This is a genomic window from Pedobacter sp., from assembly GCF_041645105.1.
Classification (GTDB): domain Bacteria; phylum Bacteroidota; class Bacteroidia; order Sphingobacteriales; family Sphingobacteriaceae; genus Pedobacter.
The window spans coordinates 745,759-770,994 of the sequence record NZ_JBAZQQ010000002.1 but is presented as its reverse complement, the minus strand read 5'-3'; the positions used below and the strand labels follow the sequence as shown (position 1 = coordinate 770,994).

General features: G+C 36.9%; 20 protein-coding genes. All 20 read right to left on the bottom strand.

Translation table 11 applies throughout. The features are described from left to right. Positions 1-7: 7 nt before the first annotated feature. Positions 8-1,351, bottom strand: a complete 1,344-nt coding sequence (locus WC623_RS09520; protein WP_372850321.1) for a sugar MFS transporter — start codon at positions 1,349-1,351, stop codon at positions 8-10. Positions 1,352-1,360: 9 nt separating this feature from the next. Further along, on the bottom strand, positions 1,361-2,716 hold the full coding sequence (locus tag WC623_RS09515) for a Gfo/Idh/MocA family protein (RefSeq protein WP_372850319.1): 1,356 nt from the start codon (positions 2,714-2,716) through the stop codon (positions 1,361-1,363). Positions 2,717-2,776: 60 nt separating this feature from the next. Further along, complete coding sequence (locus WC623_RS09510; RefSeq protein ID WP_372850317.1) at positions 2,777-3,793, bottom strand: Gfo/Idh/MocA family protein; 1,017 nt, start codon at positions 3,791-3,793, stop codon at positions 2,777-2,779. A gap of 293 nt (positions 3,794-4,086) precedes the next feature. Then, a complete protein-coding gene (locus tag WC623_RS09505; protein ID WP_372850315.1) occupies positions 4,087-5,289 on the bottom strand; it encodes a hypothetical protein in 1,203 nt (400 codons plus the stop codon). A gap of 82 nt (positions 5,290-5,371) precedes the next feature. Beyond that, a complete protein-coding gene (locus WC623_RS09500) occupies positions 5,372-6,904 on the bottom strand; it encodes a glycosyl hydrolase (RefSeq protein ID WP_372850313.1) in 1,533 nt (510 codons plus the stop codon). A 7-nt stretch (positions 6,905-6,911) separates the two neighbouring features. Next, positions 6,912-8,156 (bottom strand): polysaccharide lyase 6 family protein, encoded by a 1,245-nt coding sequence (locus WC623_RS09495; protein WP_372850311.1) that lies wholly within the window; start codon positions 8,154-8,156, stop codon positions 6,912-6,914. A 211-nt stretch (positions 8,157-8,367) separates the two neighbouring features. Beyond that, positions 8,368-9,663, bottom strand: a complete 1,296-nt coding sequence (locus tag WC623_RS09490) for an acetylxylan esterase (protein ID WP_372850309.1) — start codon at positions 9,661-9,663, stop codon at positions 8,368-8,370. A gap of 14 nt (positions 9,664-9,677) precedes the next feature. Further along, positions 9,678-10,253, bottom strand: a complete 576-nt coding sequence (locus WC623_RS09485; protein ID WP_372850307.1) for a DUF5017 domain-containing protein — start codon at positions 10,251-10,253, stop codon at positions 9,678-9,680. 43 nt (positions 10,254-10,296) lie between these two features. Continuing rightward, entirely contained in the window at positions 10,297-11,511 is a 1,215-nt protein-coding gene (locus WC623_RS09480) for a Gfo/Idh/MocA family protein (protein WP_372850305.1), read from the bottom strand. Between the two features lie 208 nt (positions 11,512-11,719). Next, positions 11,720-12,079: a c-type cytochrome gene (locus tag WC623_RS09475; RefSeq protein ID WP_372850303.1), complete on the bottom strand. Its 360-nt coding sequence runs from the start codon at positions 12,077-12,079 to the stop codon at positions 11,720-11,722. 107 nt (positions 12,080-12,186) lie between these two features. After that, positions 12,187-13,680 carry a hypothetical protein gene (locus tag WC623_RS09470; RefSeq protein ID WP_372850301.1) on the bottom strand — a complete coding sequence of 498 codons (1,494 nt, stop codon included), beginning with the start codon at positions 13,678-13,680 and terminating at the stop codon, positions 12,187-12,189. Continuing rightward, on the bottom strand, positions 13,677-14,819 hold the full coding sequence (locus WC623_RS09465) for a plastocyanin/azurin family copper-binding protein (RefSeq protein ID WP_372850299.1): 1,143 nt from the start codon (positions 14,817-14,819) through the stop codon (positions 13,677-13,679). Before WC623_RS09465 ends, WC623_RS09470 begins: the two co-directional genes overlap by 4 nt. Positions 14,820-14,822: 3 nt before the next feature. Next, positions 14,823-15,596, bottom strand: a complete 774-nt coding sequence (locus WC623_RS09460) for an SGNH/GDSL hydrolase family protein (RefSeq protein WP_372850297.1) — start codon at positions 15,594-15,596, stop codon at positions 14,823-14,825. Between the two features lie 36 nt (positions 15,597-15,632). Next, positions 15,633-17,015, bottom strand: a complete 1,383-nt coding sequence (locus WC623_RS09455; protein WP_372850295.1) for an enolase C-terminal domain-like protein — start codon at positions 17,013-17,015, stop codon at positions 15,633-15,635. Between the two features lie 25 nt (positions 17,016-17,040). Further along, a complete protein-coding gene (locus WC623_RS09450) occupies positions 17,041-18,105 on the bottom strand; it encodes a dihydrodipicolinate synthase family protein (RefSeq protein ID WP_372850293.1) in 1,065 nt (354 codons plus the stop codon). Then, complete coding sequence (locus WC623_RS09445; protein ID WP_372850291.1) at positions 18,105-19,121, bottom strand: NAD-dependent epimerase/dehydratase family protein; 1,017 nt, start codon at positions 19,119-19,121, stop codon at positions 18,105-18,107. The genes WC623_RS09450 and WC623_RS09445 overlap by 1 nt, the downstream gene beginning before the upstream one ends. Positions 19,122-19,136: 15 nt before the next feature. Beyond that, positions 19,137-20,342, bottom strand: a complete 1,206-nt coding sequence (locus WC623_RS09440; protein WP_372850289.1) for an Nramp family divalent metal transporter — start codon at positions 20,340-20,342, stop codon at positions 19,137-19,139. Positions 20,343-20,482: 140 nt separating this feature from the next. Continuing rightward, a complete protein-coding gene (locus WC623_RS09435) occupies positions 20,483-22,870 on the bottom strand; it encodes a hypothetical protein (RefSeq protein WP_372850287.1) in 2,388 nt (795 codons plus the stop codon). Positions 22,871-22,877: 7 nt separating this feature from the next. Further along, positions 22,878-24,002 carry a right-handed parallel beta-helix repeat-containing protein gene (locus WC623_RS09430; RefSeq protein ID WP_372850285.1) on the bottom strand — a complete coding sequence of 375 codons (1,125 nt, stop codon included), beginning with the start codon at positions 24,000-24,002 and terminating at the stop codon, positions 22,878-22,880. 51 nt (positions 24,003-24,053) lie between these two features. Then, positions 24,054-25,199, bottom strand: a complete 1,146-nt coding sequence (locus WC623_RS09425; RefSeq protein ID WP_372850283.1) for an alpha/beta hydrolase family protein — start codon at positions 25,197-25,199, stop codon at positions 24,054-24,056. Positions 25,200-25,236: the final 37 nt, after the last annotated feature.

Here is a 25,236-nt window from a genome sequence, read left to right as displayed (position 1 = left end):
AATAGTTTTAAATTGTTTTAGCTGTTTTAAAAGACCAACTTCTGATTTTATGACCATAAACTGCATAAAATATGAGGTATAGATAGCAAGGAAATAAAACCCAATATGCTACTCTCAAATCAAAAAGATCGGCATAATAACCGTAAAAAAGCGGCATTATTGCATTCCCGCACAAGCCCATAATCATTAAAGAAGCTCCTACTTTAGTAAAACGTCCCAAACCATCTAGAGCCAAAGGCCAAATTCCAGCCCATACCATTGAGTTAGCGAAACCCAGTAAAACTACAAACCAGATAGACACATCAGCAGTATGGCCAAAAAGTGTGATGTTGCCTTTAGCATAGATGATGAGTAGGGTAAAAATTGCGCCTAAAAATGTACATATTTTTAATGCTGTTGCCTGACTGATAAATCTTGGAATTGTAGCTATCCCCAGTAAGTAACCACATATAGTTACAAACAAGGTATAAGATGGAAAAGCTTTAGCTTCAAGCAAATGAATATCCATAGATCCGGCATATCCAATAATCGTGTCGATTGCGATAACCTGTGTGCCAACGTGTAAAAAAATACCAAAGGCACCAAGAATTAAATGCGGGAACTGAAAAATACTGGTTTTACCAGAGTTAGCCAATGCTACATCTTCGCTTTCTTCCTCGGTATTAATTTCTGGAAGAGGAGAAAAGCGTACAAATAACCCCAATCCTACCAATACAGCTGCCACAACAGAATAAGGTAGAATTACCCTTCTGATCAATTCATCAAGTGCCGCATTTTTTGCGACTTCATCCATAAGAGGAAGCTGTTTGAAAAGATCACCATCAGTAGCTCTTAATATTACAGCAGCAAATAATAGGGGTGCAAGTATACCTGCACCTTTATTACATATACCCATGATACTAATTCGCTGAGCTGCACGTTCTTTTGGCCCTAATACAGTAATGTAAGGATTTGCTGCCGTTTGCAGAATAGCCAGTCCCGACCCAAGTGTAAATAATCCCAAAAGGAAAATCTCATAGGTACGTGAAAATGCTGCCGGAACAAAAATTGCCGCACCAACAGCCATCGTCCAAAAACCAATCATCATTCCTTTTTTAAACCCTACAGACTTTAACAAGTATGAGGAAGGAACAGACATGACAAAGTACGAGATGTAAAATGCAAAGGCAACCAGATAAGATTCAAAATTATTGAGTTCACATGCAATTTTAAAGTATGGAATCAGAATTGCATTTACCCAGCTTACAAAGCCGAAAATAAAAAACAACAAGCCAATAATCAGAATAGAAATTACGGTATCGCGCTTACTTAACGAACTTACGTCTACGGAAGCTAAATTTGTTTTCTTCATGAATTACAATTAGATGGTTGGCTCCCAACCTTTTTGATAAGTTCTGCTCCAGTATTTAAGCGCTTCTTTATTGTTTAATATATGGCCATTCTTTGGATCGATATTAAGTGTGCTACCTGTACGCTGTGCAATGTTACCTAACTGAACCAGTAAGGTACTTTGGTGTCCACTTAAGATATCTGAATTTAAGGCCGTTCCTTTTCTAATTGAATCAAAGAAGTTATTGATGTGAAGTGCATCTAGCGCCTGAGAAGGATTCGTTAGACTTCTCGCATCAACTACAACATCATTTTTAACTTCTTTAACCAATTTATTATTTAAATCGTGAATGGTATAACCGTTTGTACCATTAATTTGTAGAGTGCCACTTTCGCCATAGAAAATTACACCAACACTTGCACCTTCTACATTACGACCGTTACAGCTTCTACCTTCCCATGTAATGGCACCTTTATTACCAAACTCTAAAGATATTACCTGAGTATCTGGAGTTTGCCAATCATCCTGGTATCTGTAACGACCACCTGAAGAGGTTACTTTTGTTGGATAGTCAACACCAAGTCCCCATCTCGCGATATCAACCATGTGTGTACCATTATTTAGTGCCTCGCCAGTACCCCAGTTCCAGAACCAGTGCCAGTTATAATGCAGAATGTTATCTTTATAGGCCATGCGAGGTGCTGGTCCTTGCCATAGATCATAATTTAACCATGATGGCACAGCAGTTTCTTTTCCTATTCCAATAGACGGACGATTATTAGTATACCATGTCTTTGCAAAATACGGCCTTCCGATTACACCACCATGTAGTTCATTAATTGCTTTTACAATATTTGGCCATGAGCGGCGCTGGTTACCCATCTGAATAACATTTTTATATTTCTTTACTGCTGCCAAAAGGATTTCCCCTTCATTTGGATTATGGCTACAAGGTTTTTCCAGATAAACATGTTTACCTGCTTTTGAAGCCAATATTGCTGCAGGAGCATGCCAATGATCAGGAGCAGCTACCACAAGAGCATCTACATCTTTATATTCTAGAGCTTTTCTAAAATCCGGCTGGGCTTTAGGAAGTTTATTTTGCTTCTTTTCTACCTGACTGATACATTTTTCCGCGGCGCGGCTATCTGTATCACAAACATAAGTGATTTCGCAATTTGGTTGTATTGCAAAGTTATTAGCTAAAGCTAATCCACGTGCATTCACCCCCATCATGGCAACTCTGATTTTATCATTTGCCCCCATTATATTTGCATAGCTTTTTGCACTGAATCCAGGAAGAATACCTCCAACAGATAGTGCCGCTACGCCAGTTACTGCAGTTTTTATAAAGTCTCTCCGGTTTTTATCATCTAGTTCATTCATGTGTTTTGTGTTTAGATCAAAAATTGATTATTTCTTATTATATAATTTTACTGCTATTGGTTATTTAGCTTTAGTTAAAAGTTTTTCCATACTTACCGGACTGCCTCCTTTAGCTTTGCTTTCGTCAGCCGCTTCCATAAAGGCAGCAATTTCTAAAGTTTCTTCTGGTTGCACGGGTACTACACCTGTTTCAAAGAACTTGATAATTTGCTCTAATAATGGATTGTACCCTTTAAAAGTACCTAATGTGGTATTCGATTTTTCACCGAAGATCCTACCTCCGTAATCACTTTTACCTTTTCGTGTTCCTCTAAAAGTACCAATCCTTCCATCATTCCATACACCTACCACAACATCAGCATCAGGTGTATGAACACGCGTTACAGTTTTACATCCTGTTCCCATCACTGCGAATAGCATTTCTACTCCATGTATTCCATACCAGAATAAATCCGGGTGCGTTACTTCATATTTTGCTGGACTATAAGTCTCTGCTCCAAGAACTTTACCTATTTTACCTGATTTCACTTCATCAATACCATCTATATATCTTAAAGAAGATGAAGAGAACACTGGAGTATTATATTTTTTTGCAGCAGCAAATATTGCAGAAGCATCTGCTAATGAAGCTGCAATAGGCTTATCTATAAACATTGGCTTGCGTGCTTTTAATACAGGCAAAGCTTGTTCAAGATGCAAACGACCATCATTGGTTTCCAGAAACACTACATCTACCTTTTTCAAAAGATCTGCTATAGAGCCTACAATTTCTACTCCCAGTTTTTTTACTTCTTCAATATATCCGGGGATACGCTCGACACTGCTTTTAATATCATTACTTCCCTTTGGATAAGCTGCCACTACTTTATAACCTCCGTATATAGCAGGTGAATCAGCTGCATTAAGGGTTTTAGTGAATGCAACCGCGTGGGAAGTATCCAAACCAATGATCCCTACTTTTTTCCCGGCAAGTGAACCAGACATGGCATACAAAGGATTTAAACTACCTGATACTCCTAAACCAGCACCGGCTATAGTTACCATTTTTATAAAATTTCTTCGATCGTAATTACTCATAATTATTTTATCTATAAATTTAATTTACAATTTTGTTTATAACCTATCATAAAATACACCTATACCTCGTTCATTTCCTCCGTTTTCTCCATTAACCCATTTAATCTTGCTACCATTCGTGTACGTACCCGAAAATACACACTAATTATTTAACAAGCAAATTTATTTGGATACTATTTTTCATAGAAGTATAAATCTATAATTTACTGATGGTCAATCAGCCATAAGAAAAACCCCCATAAGCACCTATATAATTATACAATACAGGCACTTATGAAGGAAAATAATAAAATTTACGGATAATATCCGATGGCTGCAGATTCAGTGGTTGCAAGCCCAGTTGAATTTATTGCGGTACCAATACTGGCAAGACCAGTCCATGGTCCTGTCGACCCATAAGCATTCCAACAACGGTAAATTACATTGTATTGTACATTGGTATTGGTATTTCCACCAAAACGAATAGCATCACCATCAAGACCAAGCTGTCCTGACATTATGCTTCTTTTCTGCAATATTGTACCACTTGATAACAATCCTGCATCAGCGGTACTGATTAAATAAGTTCTTCCAGTAGGATTATAACCGGAACTATGAAAAACAAGATTGTAACGCGTTGCCTGAGATCCAACTGTACCATAGCTAAATGTATTTTTAGTAATCATAAAGTTAGTACCCATCTTTTCATCTCCAGGATTCACATCATTAAAAACCGGAATCTCTATAAATGGTGGATTAAAACCTGTTAAATATGTTCCTGTAGAAATAAAATCATTATCATACACGACACCTTTATCCGAAAGATCCCCCCTAAAGCGTACAAATGATCCTGCACAATTCTTAAAATAATTGCCTATCAAACTTACCCTTTGCACTCCATACGCACAATAAATCATGTGTGCAGAAGAAGTAGTACCAATGTTTTCAAATGTACAATTCTTAACCAGGATACGATTAGTTGAAGGGTAATGAATGCCAAGTGCCCCATATGCTACGCTGGGCAAATCTACAAAAAAGCACTTTTCAAGACTGAAATCAATGCAGTTTGACATCCTCATTGCATAACCTGACGACGCTCCTGTAAATTTTAAACGCTCTACTTTTATATTCTTGCATGAAGTAAAAAATAAATAAGTAGCAATTGAGCCTGTAAAAATAGCCCCACCTTCTGTAACCGCGGTTTTAAGCGTTAAAAGATTAGTGGTATGTCCGATGTTATTAATAGCAATAGTAGAAGCGACATTATAAGTACCATCATCAAAAATGACATCCACAGGCCCACTAGCTAGTGCGGTCTGTACTCCAGTCCAAAATGCTGCATTTAAAGTGGTTGACGGATTAACATTAATAGTGGTTGTTGAGAGTATGCCTAACATTTCACTGTTAGATTTTCTATCTAATTGCTCATTTAGCAAAGCCGAAGGTGTATCCGACTTCTTACAAGATTGAAATGCCATCAAAGTGATTGCAGTTACTGATAATAATAATCTTTTCATGCTTATTGGTTTTATGATTAATTATTTGATTAATTCACCTTTCAATAATCATTCTGCACCATTCCCGTTTTTAAAATAAAAATTAATTTGCCAGCCAGTATTTATCTTGAACCATTTTCCGATAAAGTTCTAGGGCTTCTGGACTACGTGCAATTACACGATCGTTGTGATTTTCCCAGATTACAGCTTTTACATTCGGTCTTTTAGTTTTAAATTCAAACCATTCTCTAACCCACCTAACCGGATCAATATCATCAGAGAAGCCACCCTCACTAATCATAAAAGGCTTATAATGTGCATACTTCTCATATGCCTCCTTAATATTTTCTAAGGGATACCTCATATCTTCACTCTTAGCGGCCTTTTTTCCAGGAGGATAAGAACTTATCCCAACCCAGTCTACATACTGATCACCTGGATAATATTTCTCCATTTTATTCCAGTCTTTATCTGGAAAACTCAGGTAATTAGGCGACCATACAAAAATATGATGTGCAGCGGCACCGAGTTGTTCTGCAATGTTATACATTCTGCGCCAGGCTTTTCTGAAGGTGACAGGATCTAATCCATAAGGCACCCAACCACCATTGAACTCATTCATTGGTCTTATCCAGATGGGATCGTTCATTCCTTTTAAAATCGCCGGATCTACTGAATCTTTAAAATACTTCGTGAAAAACTCATCATACCCCCCTGTCGCCAGTGGTTTTAATTCTTTAGGCAGCCAGCCTACAGAAAGGTGTCTTACACCGTTATAGTCTTTATTCAAATGAATTTCCCTATGTTTCTGTATTTCCAGAAAATCTCTTCCTTTTGCCATACCCTGATACCAAAGAACCATTGAAAGCTGCTTGCCAACCTGTTTTTCGAAAAGATCAACGACCATACCTTTACGTCCTGCAAGTTCTTCTTTGCTGTATCCTACGGAAGTTGGAAATGCTCCATGAAAACAACCTTCAGCTGGAACAGAACGCCAGGTATTCTTTATCTTTCCCATTAAACTAAGCTCATCTAAGAGTATCAATCCCGACTTTCCTCCAGAAGCCGATGGTTTTAAAACCAGCTTTACAAACCTTGCTTTCATTGCCGGTCCTGCAGCCTCAACAGAATAAGGTTTATTTCCAATATTGGTCTTATTGCTGACAAAGCTCTGTTTCTTAAAAAGAATCCATTTATCATTCTTTTCTTGCTTTACAAAAACAGCTGCACTAACTGGTGTATAGGCATTCAACTGAGCAGATGAAATCCCATTCACATTTAGTTTTTCCAAGTTTTGGATACGTCCCAGGTCTACTGTAATTTCCAGATCACGGGTTCCTTTCCAGCCTACATATTGCGCAGTATTCAATTCAGGACCTGTATTTAAAACTTCGTCTGTAAGTTTGGCACCATCAGACCAGTTATTAGAGAATTCGTCTTTGTAAGTAGTATCCGGCTCTCTTGAAAAGCGATAAAACTTACCAACACTTAAATTACCAGCAGTTAAACTTCCCTTATCCTCGGCATCATAAACTATAGTTCCTCCGAGCTTAGCATTTGAAACCATCTTTTGTGCCATCACTGAGCTTCCAAAAAGAAGAGGAAAGCAGAGCAATAAAAATTTATAATTTATCATCTATTAATTATTTAATCAAACCAACGTTAAACAATACAGGCTTCTTCATCCAGGAAACACCTATTCCATTAATCTCAAAAACAGCTTTTTGAATTTCATTCATTTTTTTTGAACCAGCGCTTGATATATCCCCATTCTCTGACTGATATAATCCATATTTAATTCGTTTTAGCTTTGGATCTAAAACTTTAATTCCAGCTGGTAAAGCTGTATCATGCATACCATACGCCACATTCTCTTTAAAAACTATTTCAGCTTCTTTTTCCAACCATGATATTATGGATTGATTCGTATAAATAAGGTTGTTTGCAATCATACTGGTAATTGGAGGAAGCACCGATTTTTCATCCTTACCTGCACCAATCACAAAATTTTCTTTACAATCTATGATCGTATTACCGGTAATTTCTGCATGCTTAACTTGCCAATAACCAAAAAGAGGTGGATTAACCCAGGCATTTCTGATTAGAAATGCAGATGTGAGGTTTTGGAAATAATTGTTATAAATTCGGTGACCTTCTCCAATAATACGAATCCCATTTGCCCCCTCTATCCCATTGCCAATAAAATAATTGTCATAGACATTAGCTTTATTACCGTGTCGCAATACCAGTCCACCTTTACTTTCATAGAACAGGTTGTTCCTTATAGTATTGTTAGTAGATTTATTGGAAACAATCTCTACCTCACCATCGCAATGAGTGAATATATTTTCTTCAACAACAGTGAAAGAATCGTGCATAGACCAAACGTCTGTTCCTATCCTTAGAATTTCACCTCCATTTCGGCCTAATGGTGGCCTGTCAGCAAAAAAATTATGATCAATACGATGGTAATTAGGGGTATTCGAAACGTATATTCCTATTGTTGTACCAACATGTGTTTTTCCTTTTAAATAACAATGATCAACTCTATTTTTCACGCCATACAGTACTATCCAGCTATTTCTTACTTTCTTCTCTGGATTATTATAATCAACTATAGCAGTGTTCGTCAACCTGCAATTTTCAGATTGTTCTGAGAATGTAATTACATTTTCAGCCAGTGTATATCCGTCTTTAAAGTTCAACCCATCAACTACCAACCAGCTCCCATCAATTAACAACGATGAGGATCCACTAAGCACGACGTTCCCAGCTTTTTCAGCAACCAAAACAATGGGTAAAACCTTCGTCCCCTTTCCTTTAAAAATAAGCCTTTGATTCTTCCAGTCTCCATTTTTTAGGATTACCTTATCCCCTGCATTTAACATGATAGTCGATAATTCAGCAGCAGAGCTTATTTTATAAATTCTGGCTTTTATCCCTCTTGAACCACTTTGAGCAAAAATTTCATGGGATGCAAAAAAACAAAAAAAAATAGTAAAACCAGCGGCTTAGTGGCTGCGATACCATTCTTTATCCATAATACACTTGTTTGACTGTTCAGATTGTATATCATTTTATCGGAGATATAATATACAATTATTTACCCGACAACTTTTTAACTAGCCATTCGTTCATTTTTACTCTTTGTTCAGGTTTGTATTCGTGTTCCGCTTCCTTTACAATCAATAACTCTTTAGGTGAGGTTATCATATTATATGCAGCATAACAACTAGTTGGGGGACAAGTTTCATCATTAAAACCCCAGCTGTAAAAACCTGGTATTTTCAGCAGACTGGAGAAATTAACCATATCATAATATTTAGAGGTTTCAATCTGTTCTTTGCTCACCTTATTAACATCCCTTAATGAATGTGGCCAACCACCTGTTCTGTCAGATAGATAACCTGTCTGATCACATAATCCAGGGAAATAAGCTACCATATATTTCACCCTACTATCTAAAGCTGCAGTGCTTATAGTAAGTGCTCCACCCTGACTTCCACCTGCAACAGCCAGATTTTTCCCATCAAATTGAGGTAAGCTAAATAAGAAATCATTAGCCCTTACACACCCCATAAAAACACGCTTAAAATAATATTCATCGCGATTGTTATTATTGAAAAATGGATATCCTTTTAACTCAGTATTTGCCATACGGTTATAAACGCTATCAGCCATGTTTACCGGAATGCCATGAATGCCAATCTGAAGTACAATGAAACCTTTATCTGCAGTTGCAATATCTGCACTATACCTTCTCACTCCAGCTCCAGGTACCCTTAATATTGCAGGATATTTCCCTTCCTTTTTTGGGGCGCTTAACATTCCATAGATCCTTGAACCTAATTTGTAATTCTGAAAACTTACCTCGTAAACATTTACAGTAGCGGTACTTTTTTCAGGGATAAGTTCCATTTTAGCATCCATGGGGATTTTTGCCAAATCAGCTTTTGCTTTGTTCCAAAAGGCTACAAAATCCTTTGGCATATTGGTAGTCGGTTTAACCTTTTCTGGATCAAAAGCAGCAGTGGCCATCCCCTTATAGTTCTTGCCATCTATCTGTGCAGTAACAACACAGCGCAAGAACCCCGGCTTATCTAAACTTCCCCCTTCTATTTGTTCCAGATCTTTATTCTGAACCAACGAACCTTTTTTAGTTGGCACCATCCTTTCCGGTCCAATGGAATAATTTAGTTTAACATCTTTGAGTAGTTGATTACCATTCATTGCAGAAACCGTAAAAGTTACTGGTTCACCGACTTTATACACCCAGTCAGAGCGATCAGCATTGACTACAATCTTTACTTGTGCAAAGCATACTTTAGTAATACCTAGCTGTAATAATATAGCTGAAAAGATCCATACTGACAATAGTTTACTTTTAAAATTCATCACCATTTCCTAAACTATATTACTTTAACAATACCCCAGCTTTCAGACCTAATTATTGACAGATTTGACTTAAAAACTATGCCTCCTGCTTTTGGCCTAAAATAGCCTGAACCTTCAAAATTATTAGGATCATTTACAATCTTCCAATCTGCTGAAGGCAGCTCTTTTCCATTAAAATACATTTCATTTATCCCCCACATTTTTTGAGTAGGACCAACACTCGATTTGTTACCAATGTATTTCAATCCTACATAAAAAGGTTTTCCCGAAGCAATCAATGCTGAAATATCAGCTTCACCAGATTTTTTCCATTCTTTAGAATCCGCAAGTTCAAACATTTTAGTGATGTCAGTCCAAGTAGCTTTGTTTATTCCTTCCATAGAATAATCTCCGTTGAAATCTGTAGAAACAACAATAGAGAGATTATTTTTTTGTGCACCAAACATTACCTGAGTGGAAAATGACAGGCTGTTTTTACCAGTTTTTATAGCATTTTGAGCTGATGCAGCAAAAGTCATAAGAGAAATTACTACAAGTGCTTGCAGAGCTGCTGCAAAACAACTTTTAATTTGGTTAAATGATTTGTTCATGTGGTTTGGTTTATTGGTTAATTTTTATTTTTAGTGTGGTGGCCTATACCGAGTATTCTGGTTTCCACAGCTGCATCACTCCAGTATCTGCCGCTGTATTTCCCATATGAACCGCTATTGCAGCGTCACGTCCTGTAAATACATTTGATTCAGGTTTTTTACCATTTTTAATACAATCAGCAAATGCCATAAAAGCATAAGCAGTCGGGTCTAAGTTTTTATTGTCTGGACTTTCAAACAATAAAGGTTTGCCTTGTCCTGGCTTTATAGACTCAATTGTTGCTCCAGTTACACCATCTACAATCCCCAAAACTTTTTTTGTTGGTTCTGGATAAATTACAGCACTGCCACGTCTGATATCAAGAGTAGCTTTAGATCCAAGAATTCTTATAGCGTAACTATTATTTTGATTACTTAAAATTGAAGTAACACTGGATTTTACTCCATTTGCATATTCATAGATAGCGCGAACATTATCATTGGTTTCTCTTCCATCTTTCCAAAAGTCTATCCCTCCCAGTCCTACAACTTTTAAAGGGTGACCACCAAGCATCCAGTTTGCTATATCTATCTGATGAGCAGCAAGTTCTGCCATAACACCACCAGAATACTCACGATACATCCTCCAATTGATCTGACGTTCCATTTTTGGATCAGTAACCTGTCTGCGCCAGTTGTCATTCCTATTGTACTGACTCTCTATATGAGTAACCTGACCAAGCCAGTTGTCATCAATAATCTGTTTTATCTTATGGTACATAGCGTAATAGCGATATTGATGACCTACTTGTAACACCAGGTTTTTACCTTTCATTTTATGAACCAGATTCATCGCCTGCTGAATATCATAAGTCATGGTCTTTTCCACATAAACATGTTTTCCAGCATCCAATGCATCAACTACCATTTGATAATGTAAATTAAGTGGTGTAGCAATGTACACCGCATCAACCTCCTTATTTCTTAACATCTCCTGGTAATTTTTATAATACTTCGGATTTGAAGATTTAGAATACTGTTTCATTGGCTGCAAATGCGCATCAACAATATCGCAGTAAGCAACAAGATCCATTCCAGGCAAAGTTTTAATAATACTTGCGACCCCTGCTCCTCTCTGTCCACAACCTACCAAACCAATCCTTACTTGTTGATCATATTGCCCGAAAGCAAGATTAGGTAAACCTGCCATTGCCAAACCAGACAATGCTATAGAACCGTTAGATAAAAATTTTCTTCTGGAAATATTAAAATGTGCCATTCTTAGGATAATAAAAGTTTAATGCTAAAGCTGTCAATATTAAAGTAATATCAAAGCCGTGTACGTTACCGAAGATATTTATTATAATTCAAAAAATGAAATAATATTTTATATAAAAACAAAATATTATAAAAAAAAATGCTTTATCCCAAATTGATAAAATCAAATGAAATAAAGCATTCTAATAGATTGCAACAAACTATTTAGTTTATTTTTTCTCAGTGTTATGTGAAAGAATAAATGCTACCATTTTCTTCGCATCTACTTGTGTAATTTTTGGATGCGCAGCCATTGGAATTTGTCCCCATGTACCACTACCTCCTTTAATTATTTTCCCAGCCAACATTGTAGTATTAGCATCTGTGTTCTTATACTTTTTTGCAATATCAGCATATGATGGACCTACTAGTTTACCATCTGGCTTATGGCAAGCAAAACAGTCTGATTTTGCAATCAATGCTTTACCAAGCTCTATGTCCTTTTTAGGATCTGTCGTTTGACTCTTTGCCACTCCGCTACCTAATAAACCGATAGCAAAGCAACATGAAAATATTAAGGTTCTGTTCATTTTGTGTGTATTTTAGGATTATGTGTTTCAGCTAAAATATAATATTTCTGTTTACCAATTGAATAAATATCTAAATATTTTCAATTTCTTGTGAATTTTCAGTGTTTTTACTTCCTTAATCTATTTAATGTATAGCAAACCAACTTATTATCAAGAGGTTCTCCTTTTTGACTTTTGATGTTATCCAAGCCCAATTCGTATACATATCCTGCCTTTAGCGCATCAATAGTCAATGAAACTTTCTTTCCATCCGCAGACACTGTGATATTTCTTATCAAATCACTCTGTAAACCAAACTGGTCGGAGCCATATTTTTTATGGTATTCATAATAATAATGTCTCATTTTGTAATTACTCTTATTCATAGCCGAATTACGATCAATAGGTTGAGTAAAAGTAAGATCAAAGCCAGTACTTGTTAAACTCATGGTATATACATCAACTGGTGTTCTACCTGTGAAAACAATTCGTTGAATTCCCTCATCTCCAAGCCAGCCATGAGAATTCTGACCTACATACAGGCTTCCGTCTGGAGCAAAAGCAATTCTATTGTTTCCTTTTCTAAGACCATGACCATCCAAAAATGGAATACATGCACCCTGGATTTCACCATCAACAGTTTCTAACATTACCCTTACAATACGTTCTTTATTCATTTCTCCGATCAAAAGCTGTCCTCCGAAAGGTCCAAATTTGCCATTTGTATTGTCGCACAATGGCTGTGTTGGAGAATTAGCCATTATACCATGCGGAAAAAGAACTGCTGCTTTTGTACGCATTTCATTTAAGACTTCCCTTGATAAATGATAGGGGTTTCCTTTATTCCAGCCTTTTGTCCAGATTAAACTTCCCGGATGTCCGTAAAAATTTCCTTCCTTGATATGAAAAAGAGGGCTAGTCCCAACCCAATCCCCTTGATTATCGGTAGCAAATAAATTTCCTTTACCATCAAAACCAAGACCATTTGGTGAACGAAAACCTGATGCATACGGATGTAGTTTTCCATCTGGTGTAAGTTTCATAATCCATCCCCTATAAGGGACAGCCGAAAACATTTGTCGTAATCCATTAGCACCATCTCTACCCATTGTATCAATTTTCCCTCTAACTTCAGAACGCATGCTTCCTCCTGGTGAGGATGAATTCAGTGCTATAAAAAGGTTGCCATTTTTATCTTTAACCGGTCCATAATTATATTCATGATAATTACCGGATATACCAAAGTCATCAGTTACATTCTCATACAAATCGGCCACACCATCACCATTTGTATCTTTGATTCTGGTCAGTTCAGGGCGCTGGATAACTAACATTTCACTATTACTAATTACCAATATGCCTAATGGGTCATGGAAGCCCTCTGCAAATAGTTTCCATTTTTTTGTTTTAGTATTGTAAGTCATTACTTCGCCACGAGTAAAACAAGCTACCAATCGTCCATCCGGTAAAAACTCAACAGCCCCATTCTCACTGGTTAAGCCCTCGGGCATTTTTATTGTTTCTACCCTATATGATACTTTATTTTCCGGATCTTCATGTATGTTGACAGCACTGCTAAAAAGAACTGCAATACATAATCCTGTGATTAGTTTTAATTTCATAATTCAGCTCCTTCTTTTGCAGTTAACGTAATCGTAAAACTTTTGGCTTCAGCTGCAGTAAGTTTAAGTTTGTTTTGGGTCCATTTACCTTTGGATGATGCATATTTCACGCCATCATTTTCATTGGTAACAAACCAGATTGTTTTATTTGCTTGAGGTATTCTGAATGTCCTTACCAATCCATTTTTATTATTGCCAGGCTTTACCATTTCATACACTGAAATTCCATCTATTGTATAATGAAATTCAGGGTAACGATTAATCAACTTATACCCCTTATAAGCTGCTACAGGTTCTTTGCCATTTTGAGCTAGTCGAAAAGGAAAAGCATTATCTCGAAAATATACCTTACCTACTACTTTTGCTAAAACATCACCTTTACCTTTCCACAACTCTGAATTATCCAAAAATCCACCTTTCCATGCAAAACGTAACCTACAAGTTCCAGCATCCCAACAGTAAGACAAGTCATCCGGTAAGCTTACAGCAATAGCCGCTGGACTTGCACCGGCAATAAACACCCGGTATAAATAAGGTGCAATGGGTTTATAAGGATGCAGCGGCTTAGGTTTTGCAGGCATTTTATGCCCAGCATGCATATCATCATGCTTTTCGCCATCAGACATTTCTGCACCCCTTCTATTTGGAGGAATATTCATATCCTTTTCCAATGCAGGCATTTTTCCTGTTGTATTTACATACATGGCTCCATACATTACAAAGCCATGTCCCGGATAAGTACATACATAAGGATAAACTCCAGGTTCTTTTGGTGCTGTAAATTCGATTGTTTTTTTCTGATGAGGAGAAATTACTGGTACAGACCAAAGCACTTTATCTGATTTAGGAATATAATTCAATTCAGGCCCTTTTTCACCTAGGTTCAAAGCTGCCATAACCACCTCTTCACGTGCACCAGGTTTAGTAATGAGCATATTATGATCCATGTCATCTGTATTTTCAAATACAATTTTGACTGCCTGACCAGGTTTGACATTAAAGCGCACTACATCAAATTGCAAACCGGTTTCGACCTTCATTTGAATGGTTTTCACCGCATTATTAACAGCCTGTCCATTTGTTTTAATACTAAGTAGCCCGAAGACCAATAGCAAAATATAATTTTTATTCAAGCACATATTCTATCCTTTAATTGAAGTTAACCATGCCTGTGCCATCAGCTGCGCCCCGGCCATTGTTGGATGTACACCATCCCAGGTCCAATATATACCAGGCGCCTGTTTTTGTGCCATATCATAGACCTTTTGATAAGGAATAAAGAATGCACTATACTGATCGGCTATTTCTTTAGCAGCTACTCTAAATTCTTTGAACGCAGGATCCCATACTTCATAATTTCCTTTAATTCCAGCTACACCAAATGGCTCTCCTATGATAAGTCGTACATCTGGATTCTTTTGTTTCGTTCTGTCTAACAAGTTTTTAAAATCATCCCTATATGTCTTTATAGTTCCGGTATATCCTTTTGATTTCACGTGCCAGTGATCATTTACACCTATGTGAATACTTAATACAGTAGGTTTTAATTTCATACAATCTTCTTCCCATCGGTCAGCCAATTGATATACCTTATCGCCACCAACACCTCTATTATATATTTTGAGATCTTTATTAAAGTGTTTACTCAGCAATTCTGATGCTGCCAGAAAGGCATATCCCGAGCCCATTCCCTGAGCACTATTGAAAATCAGATCAGTTCTTTTCCTCTTAGCATCCGTAATAGAGTCACCTTGAAAAAGAATAATATCATTTGCTCTTAAGCTTACTTTATCAGCTTTCTTTTCAGTTATTAAAGCTGCGGATACGATTTCGGGAATACCAAGTGTCATAGCCCCTGCCAAAGATATTTTTTTTAGAAAACTCCGTCTGCCTGAGGTATCATTTTGTTCAGTCATTTTGTTTTTTATCAGTATAAAATGCTTATAATCAATTTATGGGTTAAACATTTCAGTATAATGTGCTGAAGGTTCAAGAATGCCACCACTACGCTTATAATAATCATCATTTAATTCAAACACCCCATTCTTGGCTTTTGTCCACGAAGCCCCTGATAAAGGGTGATACCCCAACATATTCTTCCAGTTCCGGTAATTCATATCACCATTGGTTTCCATGAATCCCATTCCTATTCCAGGAAAAGGCATCAAACGTGCAGTTAGATTTTTATTCCAATCAATCAAAATTGGGTTTACAGTAAGATCAGCACATAAACAAGGAATTTTCCGTTCTGCAGCGAGGTTAGCTATTTTCATTGATTGACTAAGTGTCTTGGCTATTCCCTTTAATACCATCGCTCCATAACCTTGTTCAATTCTGCGTATGGCATCCATTTCATTATGCACACTTTCATCTGCTGCAATCCTGATACCCACATCCGAAACATTCTCTTCATTATGCTCTGTAAATGGTTCTTCATAAAAAAGAATGTGTTCATATGCCCCAATCTTTTTGGCATGATCAAGATAACGCATTAAGGTCTCCTTACGCTCATACCTGGCATTTGCATCCATAGTATAGATAAGCTTACCATCTTTAGTTTGATTTGTCCTGAGTCCTTTAAGCGCTTTGTGTACTTCAGTAAGTCTTTCCATGTCATTTTGCAACATTACTTCCTGACTACCTGGGTATCCTGTCTTTATCTTAAAAACAAAGAAGCCAGCTTTTGCTGCATCTTTTATCTCTTGCATCGGCATACCATAAGGTATCTGATACATAATAGCCACTTTATCATTACGATGAGAAAGCCCCTTTTTATAATTTTCAGGTATCATTTCATCAAAGTTTTTATATTGATTTTCGGCGGCATACAATAACCATGCAGCATTATCTGTACTAACCAGGGCGTTGTATATAAAATTAACGTTCAGATCCTGCCTTCCTGTTATCTGTTCAGCCTGAACAAGCAATTCCGGAAATATGGCATCAAGTAAAGATACAGGGTTTGTAAAAGGAGTTTCTTTAATTAATTCCAGTGCCTTATTGACTACCAGATACATTAATGCATTTCCTCCAGCTTCAGAATAACTACTAAACAAATCGGCATCTCCATACAACACACTTTGAGTAGCAACACCTATTTTGCTATGTCCTGATGAAGATTCCAGCTTCGAAGCTACCTGCCATAGCTCCGAAAGATACCCTCCTTTAAAGCCAAATGGTCGTACAAGTTTTTCACGTTCAAAATCTGAATCTGTTTTAATGACCTTAATATTCTTCATAGTTTGTGGTATAGGATGAATCATCTCGGAAAAATTGCCTCCAGAAAATGCTGTAATAAGTCCTGTATTCTTTAAAAACTGTCTTCTGTCCATCATTTCCTGGGGCAATCAGAGCTACATTTTAAAACGATTGTTTACTAAGAAAATCCTTTACAAAATCATCATCAATCAAGTGTGGGTAAGCTGCACAAACCCTGGTTATTTCTTCTGCTTGTCCTTCAGACATCTTCTCATCAGGATTTAAACACCAGATTCCTTTCATTAATCCTTGTCTTTTTAGTACTTCATGAATTCCTGGAATACAGCCATGGAAAGCATGTGCCGGATCAAATATCGAAGCATTCATATCAGTAACTTCCACACCTTTAGCTAGTAATGATGTCACATTCGAACGTCCGTTGGCTTTGCAGGTTTTTATTTCTTCTAATAAAGCCACAGAAGCATGTGTCCACACAGCCCAATGTCCTAAAAGTCCACCGACAAATTCTTTTTCAATCTTCTGACCATTAATTTCAAATTTGTAGGGGGTCAATAAATCGGCAACAATATTATCGTCATTACCTGTGTACAGTGCTATTTCTTCTCTTCTACTTGAATGACAAACTGCTCTTACTACATCCAATGTCTGGTAACGATTAAAAGCAGCAACCTTTATGGCTACTACATTTTTAATTTCAGCAAATTGCAGCCAGAAATCATAAGTAAAAATCCTTCCTCCTACGCTAGGTTGCAGGTAAAAACCAAAAACTGGCATTACATCAGCAACCGCTTTAACACGATCAATAATCTCTGCTTCTGTCCATCCTTGTAGACCTCCCATACTCAAAAGACCTATATCATATCCATATTTAAGTGCTGTTTTTGCTTCCTGAACTGCCTGTTCTGTTGGTCCGCAAATTCCTGCTACTTTAATAAATGGACGATCAAGTTTTGCTTTATCTATCTCTTCAGCAGCTAATTTAAGAACTGTTTCATATAGATTAATTTCCGGATCTCTAATTTCAAACTGGGTACTATGCACACCAATAGCAATTCCTCCTGATCCTGCTGCCATATAATAACGAGTAAGTAGTCGCTGACCTTGTTCATCCAGCTTACGATCAGCAGTTAATGCAAGTGGGTGCGCTGGAATAAAAGTTCCGGCATCCAAAAAATGCTTTAATTCAGGTTTTAGTTGATTTGTCATTAAAACTGTCCTTTCCTTTCTTGAAAATGCGTTGGTTTGTTAGAAATCTTCCCTCCACCTTGTAGCCAGCTTACAGTCATCTCTATCATTTCTCTAATGGTTACTCTTGGATAACCAAAAAGTCTATGTGCTTCAGAGGCATTATTTAATAGTGCAGTAGGCTGTACTTCATTTTCAAATAATGGTGTTTTATTCAATAATAAACCGAATTGTTCTGCCAGCCATTTTACTGAAAGCGTTTCCGGACCAGTTACATTCAACAACTTTGTAGGTGTACTGCAATGTAATAATGCACGAATGGCAATCTCATTTGCATCACCCTGCCAAATAACATTCACAGTTCCAGTAGTTAAGTCTATTGGCCTTCCTTCATTTACAGATTTAGCGATCTCTAATAAAACGCCATAGCGTAAATCAATTGCATAATTAAGCCTGTAAATTAAAGTTGGGGTATTATTTTTTTCTGAAAAATACTGGAATATACGTTCACGTCCAAGGCAAGATTGACCGTATTCACCAACAGGTGCTACCGGGTTCTCTTCAGACATACCTCCACTGGTTACTGGAGTAAACGGATATACATTACCTGTTGAGAATGCAACAATACGGGAGTTTTTAAAGCGCTCAGCCACACGACCAGGCAAATAGGCATTCATAGCCCATGTAAACGCTTCTTTTCCAGTAGTTCCAAATTTAGTACCAGCCAGGTAAATGATATTCGGTACATCAGGTAAAGCAGCAAGATCGGCTTCATTTAATAAATCAGCTGATATGGTCTCTATACCTGCAGCTTCCAACTCTTCGCGAGCCGATGCGTCAGAAAATCGGGATACACCAATGATACGCTTTTTAATTCCCGCTTGCTCTATTGCTGATTTAGCTAACATAGCCATGCTCGGCCCCATTTTCCCACCAACTCCAAGTAACATAATATCACCTTCAATTTTATACAGATCAGCGATCAATCTATCTGATGGCCTTAATAATTCTTGTTCCAGTTGTTCTAGTTCGGTCATTGTCTTACACGTTTATTATTTAAAAAAAAGTTCTTTTACATTACTTAGTGCCAGGAAAATCAATATCAGTAAACCTATTGCTCCAATTATCTTTACAGACAGGGAGTTTACATGTTTACCCATAATTTTAGGATCATTAGAAATGGCATACATGGCAATACCAATAAATGGTACCAGGAATATGGTAACACTCTGTGCAAAAACGATGAGTTCTAGAGGGAGCGTACCAAATTTGATGGCTATTGCAGCACCGAATATCATGACTAAAGCAATAAAGATCTTTACTGTCTTTGAATTCAGCTGACTACCTTTGCCAAATGCATCCCCTAATAGAGCACCTCCAACTGTAGCATTACCTACTAGAGAAGAAAAAGATGCACCAAAAAGACCAACCAGAAAAAATGTTGAAGCGGCACTGCCAAAAAGAGGTTCTAATGCTCTAGCCATATCAGATGCATTATTCACTTTAATGCCTTTGACATTTAAAACCGCAGCAGCACAAATCATAACAATAGCACTCATTACCCCCAGAATAACAATACCAGTAATACTATTACTATTTGTCTCTTTAATCTCAGGATTGATTTTTATACGTTCCTGAACCAGGTAAGATTGATAAAAAGCACCTACTATAGAAAAACAAGATGCAAAAAAAGCAATTACCAGACCAGTTGAACCCATAGGAAGCTGTGGTACCAATCCACCAGCTATTCCCGACAAGCTAGGTTTTGCAAAAAATAGTGTAGTTACAAAAGCAAAAAGCATTAGGGCTACTAAAAAAATCATCAACTTTTCGAGAACTTTATAGAAAGCACGAAAGAAAAGCAAACTTATTCCTAATAAATTGAATACAATAATCCATAAAATATGAGAAGTGTTTGTAGCCTCACCAACGGCAATACCAACGCCTATTGAATTACCTGCCTGAAAAGAGGTCGCAACAAAGAAAATTCCAACTCCAACAGCTATAGCCGCAGCATTCCCCCATTTAAGGCGAATAGTATTGAGTAATGATTGATTACTGGCTACGCCTATTCTCGCCCCCATGATGGTGAAAATTGTCATAAAGAAAATAGCCACAGCTACTATCCAAAGTAGGTCATAGCCGTAATCTGCTCCCAATTTTGAGGTGATAGTCATTTTGCTTGGCCCGAATACTAAGGCGGCAGTAATAATTCCAGGTCCAAGAGATAGTAGTCCCTTTTTAAGTGTTGATATCATACATTTGGTTTAATTCGGTTATTGTTAATCAGGTTAAATAATGCTGAATTACTTTATCCCGTTAACGTACCCGAATCTATTAATAAAAATTTGAAAAATCTATTATTTTAAAAAACTTATGCAGTTTTTTTAAAAACTACTTAAATATTCTCTGCTTCCAGCTGATGGTGACTCTTCAGCATACTGATAAACTTAGGATTAATTGCAAGCCCTTTCTGTTTATAATAAGCAATAATGTCATTTCCCAATTGTGTATTTAAATGATTGTAACGAACGGTTTTATTCGGCACTATAATATCAAAACGATCTATTTGTTCCGGTTTGTGCATCCCATTAATTACAGGCGCAGAAATAGTACAATTTGTTAAACTAGTCCCCAATTCAGCTTTTAACAGATAATAATGTGTCATTTCAGACTTACTTGTCGGTCTAAATAAACAATTATTGAAAGTAAATCTTCCTGGCATTTTCCCTTCATTGGTTCCTGATACACTAGATAAGGAGCATCGATCAAAAGCAACATCTACTTTGCTATCACCAAACATTGCCACTACATTTTTACAATCTACCATTCTAATTTCCGGGTAAAGTGCATATTGATCCTCATACTTATTATTCTTATCGCCAAGAATTACAAAATGAAAAGGTATTATTTTTCCGCTAGCCACTTTAGATAAATCCTCTAATTGAACCTGGTTAAATACAATCTGTGAATTTGAATTTAAATGAGCTCCATCATAACCACCAACCTTATCTACCTGATAATTTTGTGGATTTATAATCCCAAACAGCCTTACTCCTTGTTCTCTTCCTTGCACCATTACATTTCTAAACTCAACATAGTTTGGGAAAAACAGCCTATGACCTGATTTAGTTTTAGAAAAATTCGGGGTCTTCATTAACCAACATGCAGCAACAGAATCAGATACTGTATTAAAGTCAATCAGTAGATTTTCAACAATTATTGAGCGACCAAAACCCAATGGATATTTATAATCAAAATCCTGTGGATTAAAGTCCAGAACTGAAGTTTCGCCTAATGTTGAAGGAATAAACCGGCAATTGCGCATTAAGATATTCCCATCCCATTTTGAACCAAAATCTCTTCTAAAGTTTATAAAACTGCGACTGAAACAAGAAGTATTTTCTATAGATAAATCTCCACCACCAGTTACAGAAATCCCTCTATATCCAATTGAAGAATCTTTTATATATAAATTCCAACAATGAAAGTGAACATCAATACGGTTTAACTTACAATTTTCGACCCTAAAATTTTTATTAAGGTTAGTACCAAAGACACCCCAGTGTATTGGTCCACCTTCTGCGGTTATATTTCTGAACAGTGCATTCAATATTCTTGCTCCGCCAATTCCATAAGTTCCTGCTGAAACATCTCTTGCAGTCCCTTCCCGATCCTGTTCATAAGGTATCAGTCTTATGTTTTCAAGTTTTACATCATAAACATTGGAGTAAGAATAAAATCCACTGCGTGGACTCATTGAGATATCTGATTTACCAGGTTCAAGACCAACCCATTGATTTTGAATAATGGTACGGCTCCTTGATATAGCAAATCCGTTTCTTACATATTTAGTCCCCGGACTGTCGCCCGATAAATAAAAAGTACCTCCATTAACGGTTAAATAACTAGTATCAGCCGGGAATGCAGTAAAAGTAGTATAATCCTTAAAAGACCAGGCAATATCACCTATAATACTTCCATGTTCTTCTACATAAAACAATTCTTCACGGGCCCAGGACTGCCCGTCAAACTTTGCTCCTGCACGGAAACCTATCTTATCGTTCTTATCAGATATATTTACCAGGCAATTCTTAAAAGCAGCAAGCTCTGGTATCACTTTAACACCAGGTTTAAATCTACTCAAAAAGCTTTTCTTCTCACTTTCGCTAAGTTCAATTTTTATGGTGGCTTTACGCGGTAAGATTTTAAACCTTCCATTACCGGGGGTGTTTGTAGTCTCATCAATATGAAATATGCTACTGCCCCAATCTACATTTGTATATATTTCTACATTATTTGCTTTTTTGAGCCAATATTCACCACTAAAATTAATAACAGGCATATCATGTGCATTTGCATAATCATGCGCGGCTTTAATCTGAATGCTATCATCATTTACTCCATCCCCCACAGCACCAAACATCTTATAATTTACACTTTGAACATTAATTAAAACAGCAATCAACCCATTGTTTAATTTTAATCCTAAATCAATGTCCTTCTTATCATCAGACTTTGCCTTTTCAATTTTATAATTTGTTGCACCGCCATCACCAGCATTATAATAACCATAAGTTTGTACTAATGCTCCTTCTTTAAGTGACTGGTCTTTCAGCATTTCAACAACACTACCATAACTTTCCAATCTTTCCTTTTTCGCAGGCATTGCAACACCAGTATTTCCTAGTGCAGTTCCAGAAGCTGCAGTAGCCCCTACAATTCCAAGTGTAGTTAGCAGCTTTCTTCTACTCAGTAACTGGTCCTGATTCAATTTCTTTTCCATGTGTAAATTACTTAATCAATGAACTAATATCAGCCCAGCCTTTCCAGCCCTTACTTTTCGCCCCATAGTTTGGAAAACTTCCGAAAACTACTCTTGATGTAACATCCTCATATTTATTGTTTCCTACTTTTACTTTCTCCAGATCAACTTTGAAGTTATTTAACACCATACTTCTCTTCTCTGCATCTGTTCCTGCCGTTAAAATCTGACCTTCTTCCGCAGTTAGCAAGTAATTATAACCTTGCGGATCAAATCCATAATGATGAAAAGCAATTGCATTTTTTGTGTTTTTAAAACTATTTCCGGTAAAAACATAATTGGTAGCAAAAGTTTCATCTCCGGGATCAACATTATTAAATAATGGAATAGAAATAAATGGATACACAGGAAAATCCTTAGTTCTTACAAAGGTTGATCCTTTTACAGTTCCACGATCACAATTTGCTCTGAAACGCACGTAATCTCCAGTACAATCTTCAAAATAGCAATCTAATACATTGATATTGGAAGAATGATAAGAATGATACATAAAATGAGAGTGACTATCTACTCCTACCCTTTTAAACGTACAGTTCCTGTAGGTAACATTACTTGTTCCTTTCTGATGTACACCTGTTGTTCCGAAAATAATACCACGCATATCTGTCCATGTGCAATCCTCAACACGAATATTCTTTGTTGTATGTCCAGTGGTGGAAGTAATTCGGAGCGCATAACCTAAACTTCCATTACCTGTAAAACGAAAGTTTTTGATCATTATATTCTCTGAGTTCTTAACATCAATTAGTACATCTTTTTTTGGATGACCAACAGGAGCTGTGAACAAAGTATTATTCTTATCCCCCTCTAACAACAAAAGGTTTTTAGCATTTCCAATTTTATCTAATACTAATGGTCTCTCTGTATATGCGCGTACATAATCTCCGCTCATAAACTTTACTGTAACCTGGTCTTTCTTTAAGGCACTTTGAACTTCAGACCAGAATTTAACATCCAGGAAGTCTGCTGCATTAGCTGCAGAGTTACCGCTTGCATTACCCGAAGGTGCAGGAGCTACATATTTTACAATTGTAGCATTTACGTTGAAAATCCCAGCGATCAAAAAACCGATGAAAAGTGATAATAGTTTCATGTGTGTGTATTTGGTATGTTTGGTTTCGGTTATTATAGTGGCTTAATTCTTTTATTTTAAAAAATAATCGAAAAATAGATAGGCAATCTCATTTGATTCCGGAGTAGGAGAGTGCATAGGCCGGTTCGTCATAGCCACACGGTTTTTAGCACCCAATAAATTATTTATTTTTATAGTATGGTTAAGAGGTATCCATTGCGACTCAGGATCTTCAGAACCTCCGGAAACCAGAAAAGGTCTTGGTGCCATCAATGCATGTAGTTCATGTAAGTCAAAACCTTCAGCAACTAATTTTGGATAAAGCCCTTTAACTGGATTCTCTTTAGTAATTAGTCCTCTTTTTCTCCATGGTTTAGGATGATAGCCCAAATACCAAGGCTCCCAGTAATTAACCGACTCACGTGCTTCGTTAAAAACAATACCTGGATCAGACCAAACTGCACAAGCAAATTTATCAAACAGGCATGAAGCAAACATAGCCCATTTTCCACCAAAAGAATGTCCCATAATGCCTATTCTTTCAGCATCCACTTCAGGAACTTTTGAAAGCACATACCATGCATTTGCCGCGGCATATCCCAAAGCAGAAAGAGGCTGTATCTCTGCTATCTCTATACTTGGATAATAGATAGAATATGTTTTATCCAATGAAGCCTGTTTAGTACCAATAGACAAAGTTACAAAACCCCTATTAGTCAAACTATAAGCAAAATCACGTTGCTTTAATCCTTTGGTAATAGCTGTTTCAGGTTCATAAAACACTGTAATTACAGCTGGCTTTTTACCTTTGCCATCAGGTACTGAAAGGTAACCTTCTGTAACTTCATTTGGAGTCCATTTAAAACGCACTTTATATTGTGTAAACCCGTCTTTTCTAATCGTATCAAGATATTCCATCTTTTGATCTTTAAGAAAAGGAGGCCATTTGCCCATCAAACCATTCCAACGATCAGCAATCTCTTTGCGCCTTTTAGACCAGTCGGCCGCCGACTTCACTGTTGTACCGTTATAAAACTTCAGAGGTGATCTAAATTTACCATATTCATCTTTAAAATTAGCTGATGGTGAAAAATACGGTGAAATCTTTGCCCATGTAGCTTTCTTAACTGCAGATTCTGAGTGTTTAGTTCCCTGTCCTTTTAATTGTACGGAAAATACAACTATTACAAAAAAGAGGGTGATTTTTTTAAATGTCATCTTAATTTATTTTAGCGTTTGTACAGCAACAATACTC

Bases quoted from the DNA above. Each gene is read 5' to 3' on its own strand.
- WC623_RS09520 (WP_372850321.1), bottom strand. From the start codon at position 1,351: ATGAAGAAAACAAATTTAGCTTCCGTAGACGTAAGTTCGTTAAGTAAG.
- WC623_RS09515 (WP_372850319.1), bottom strand. From the start codon at position 2,716: ATGAATGAACTAGATGATAAAAACCGGAGAGACTTTATAAAAACTGCA.
- WC623_RS09510 (WP_372850317.1), bottom strand. From the start codon at position 3,793: ATGAGTAATTACGATCGAAGAAATTTTATAAAAATGGTAACTATAGCC.
- WC623_RS09505 (WP_372850315.1), bottom strand. From the start codon at position 5,289: ATGAAAAGATTATTATTATCAGTAACTGCAATCACTTTGATGGCATTT.
- WC623_RS09500 (WP_372850313.1), bottom strand. From the start codon at position 6,904: ATGATAAATTATAAATTTTTATTGCTCTGCTTTCCTCTTCTTTTTGGA.
- WC623_RS09495 (WP_372850311.1), bottom strand. From the start codon at position 8,156: ATGTTAAATGCAGGGGATAAGGTAATCCTAAAAAATGGAGACTGGAAG.
- WC623_RS09490 (WP_372850309.1), bottom strand. From the start codon at position 9,663: ATGAATTTTAAAAGTAAACTATTGTCAGTATGGATCTTTTCAGCTATA.
- WC623_RS09485 (WP_372850307.1), bottom strand. From the start codon at position 10,253: ATGAACAAATCATTTAACCAAATTAAAAGTTGTTTTGCAGCAGCTCTG.
- WC623_RS09480 (WP_372850305.1), bottom strand. From the start codon at position 11,511: ATGGCACATTTTAATATTTCCAGAAGAAAATTTTTATCTAACGGTTCT.
- WC623_RS09475 (WP_372850303.1), bottom strand. From the start codon at position 12,079: ATGAACAGAACCTTAATATTTTCATGTTGCTTTGCTATCGGTTTATTA.
- WC623_RS09470 (WP_372850301.1), bottom strand. From the start codon at position 13,680: ATGAAATTAAAACTAATCACAGGATTATGTATTGCAGTTCTTTTTAGC.
- WC623_RS09465 (WP_372850299.1), bottom strand. From the start codon at position 14,819: ATGTGCTTGAATAAAAATTATATTTTGCTATTGGTCTTCGGGCTACTT.
- WC623_RS09460 (WP_372850297.1), bottom strand. From the start codon at position 15,596: ATGACTGAACAAAATGATACCTCAGGCAGACGGAGTTTTCTAAAAAAA.
- WC623_RS09455 (WP_372850295.1), bottom strand. From the start codon at position 17,015: ATGATGGACAGAAGACAGTTTTTAAAGAATACAGGACTTATTACAGCA.
- WC623_RS09450 (WP_372850293.1), bottom strand. From the start codon at position 18,105: ATGACAAATCAACTAAAACCTGAATTAAAGCATTTTTTGGATGCCGGA.
- WC623_RS09445 (WP_372850291.1), bottom strand. From the start codon at position 19,121: ATGACCGAACTAGAACAACTGGAACAAGAATTATTAAGGCCATCAGAT.
- WC623_RS09440 (WP_372850289.1), bottom strand. From the start codon at position 20,342: ATGATATCAACACTTAAAAAGGGACTACTATCTCTTGGACCTGGAATT.
- WC623_RS09435 (WP_372850287.1), bottom strand. From the start codon at position 22,870: ATGGAAAAGAAATTGAATCAGGACCAGTTACTGAGTAGAAGAAAGCTG.
- WC623_RS09430 (WP_372850285.1), bottom strand. From the start codon at position 24,002: ATGAAACTATTATCACTTTTCATCGGTTTTTTGATCGCTGGGATTTTC.
- WC623_RS09425 (WP_372850283.1), bottom strand. From the start codon at position 25,199: ATGACATTTAAAAAAATCACCCTCTTTTTTGTAATAGTTGTATTTTCC.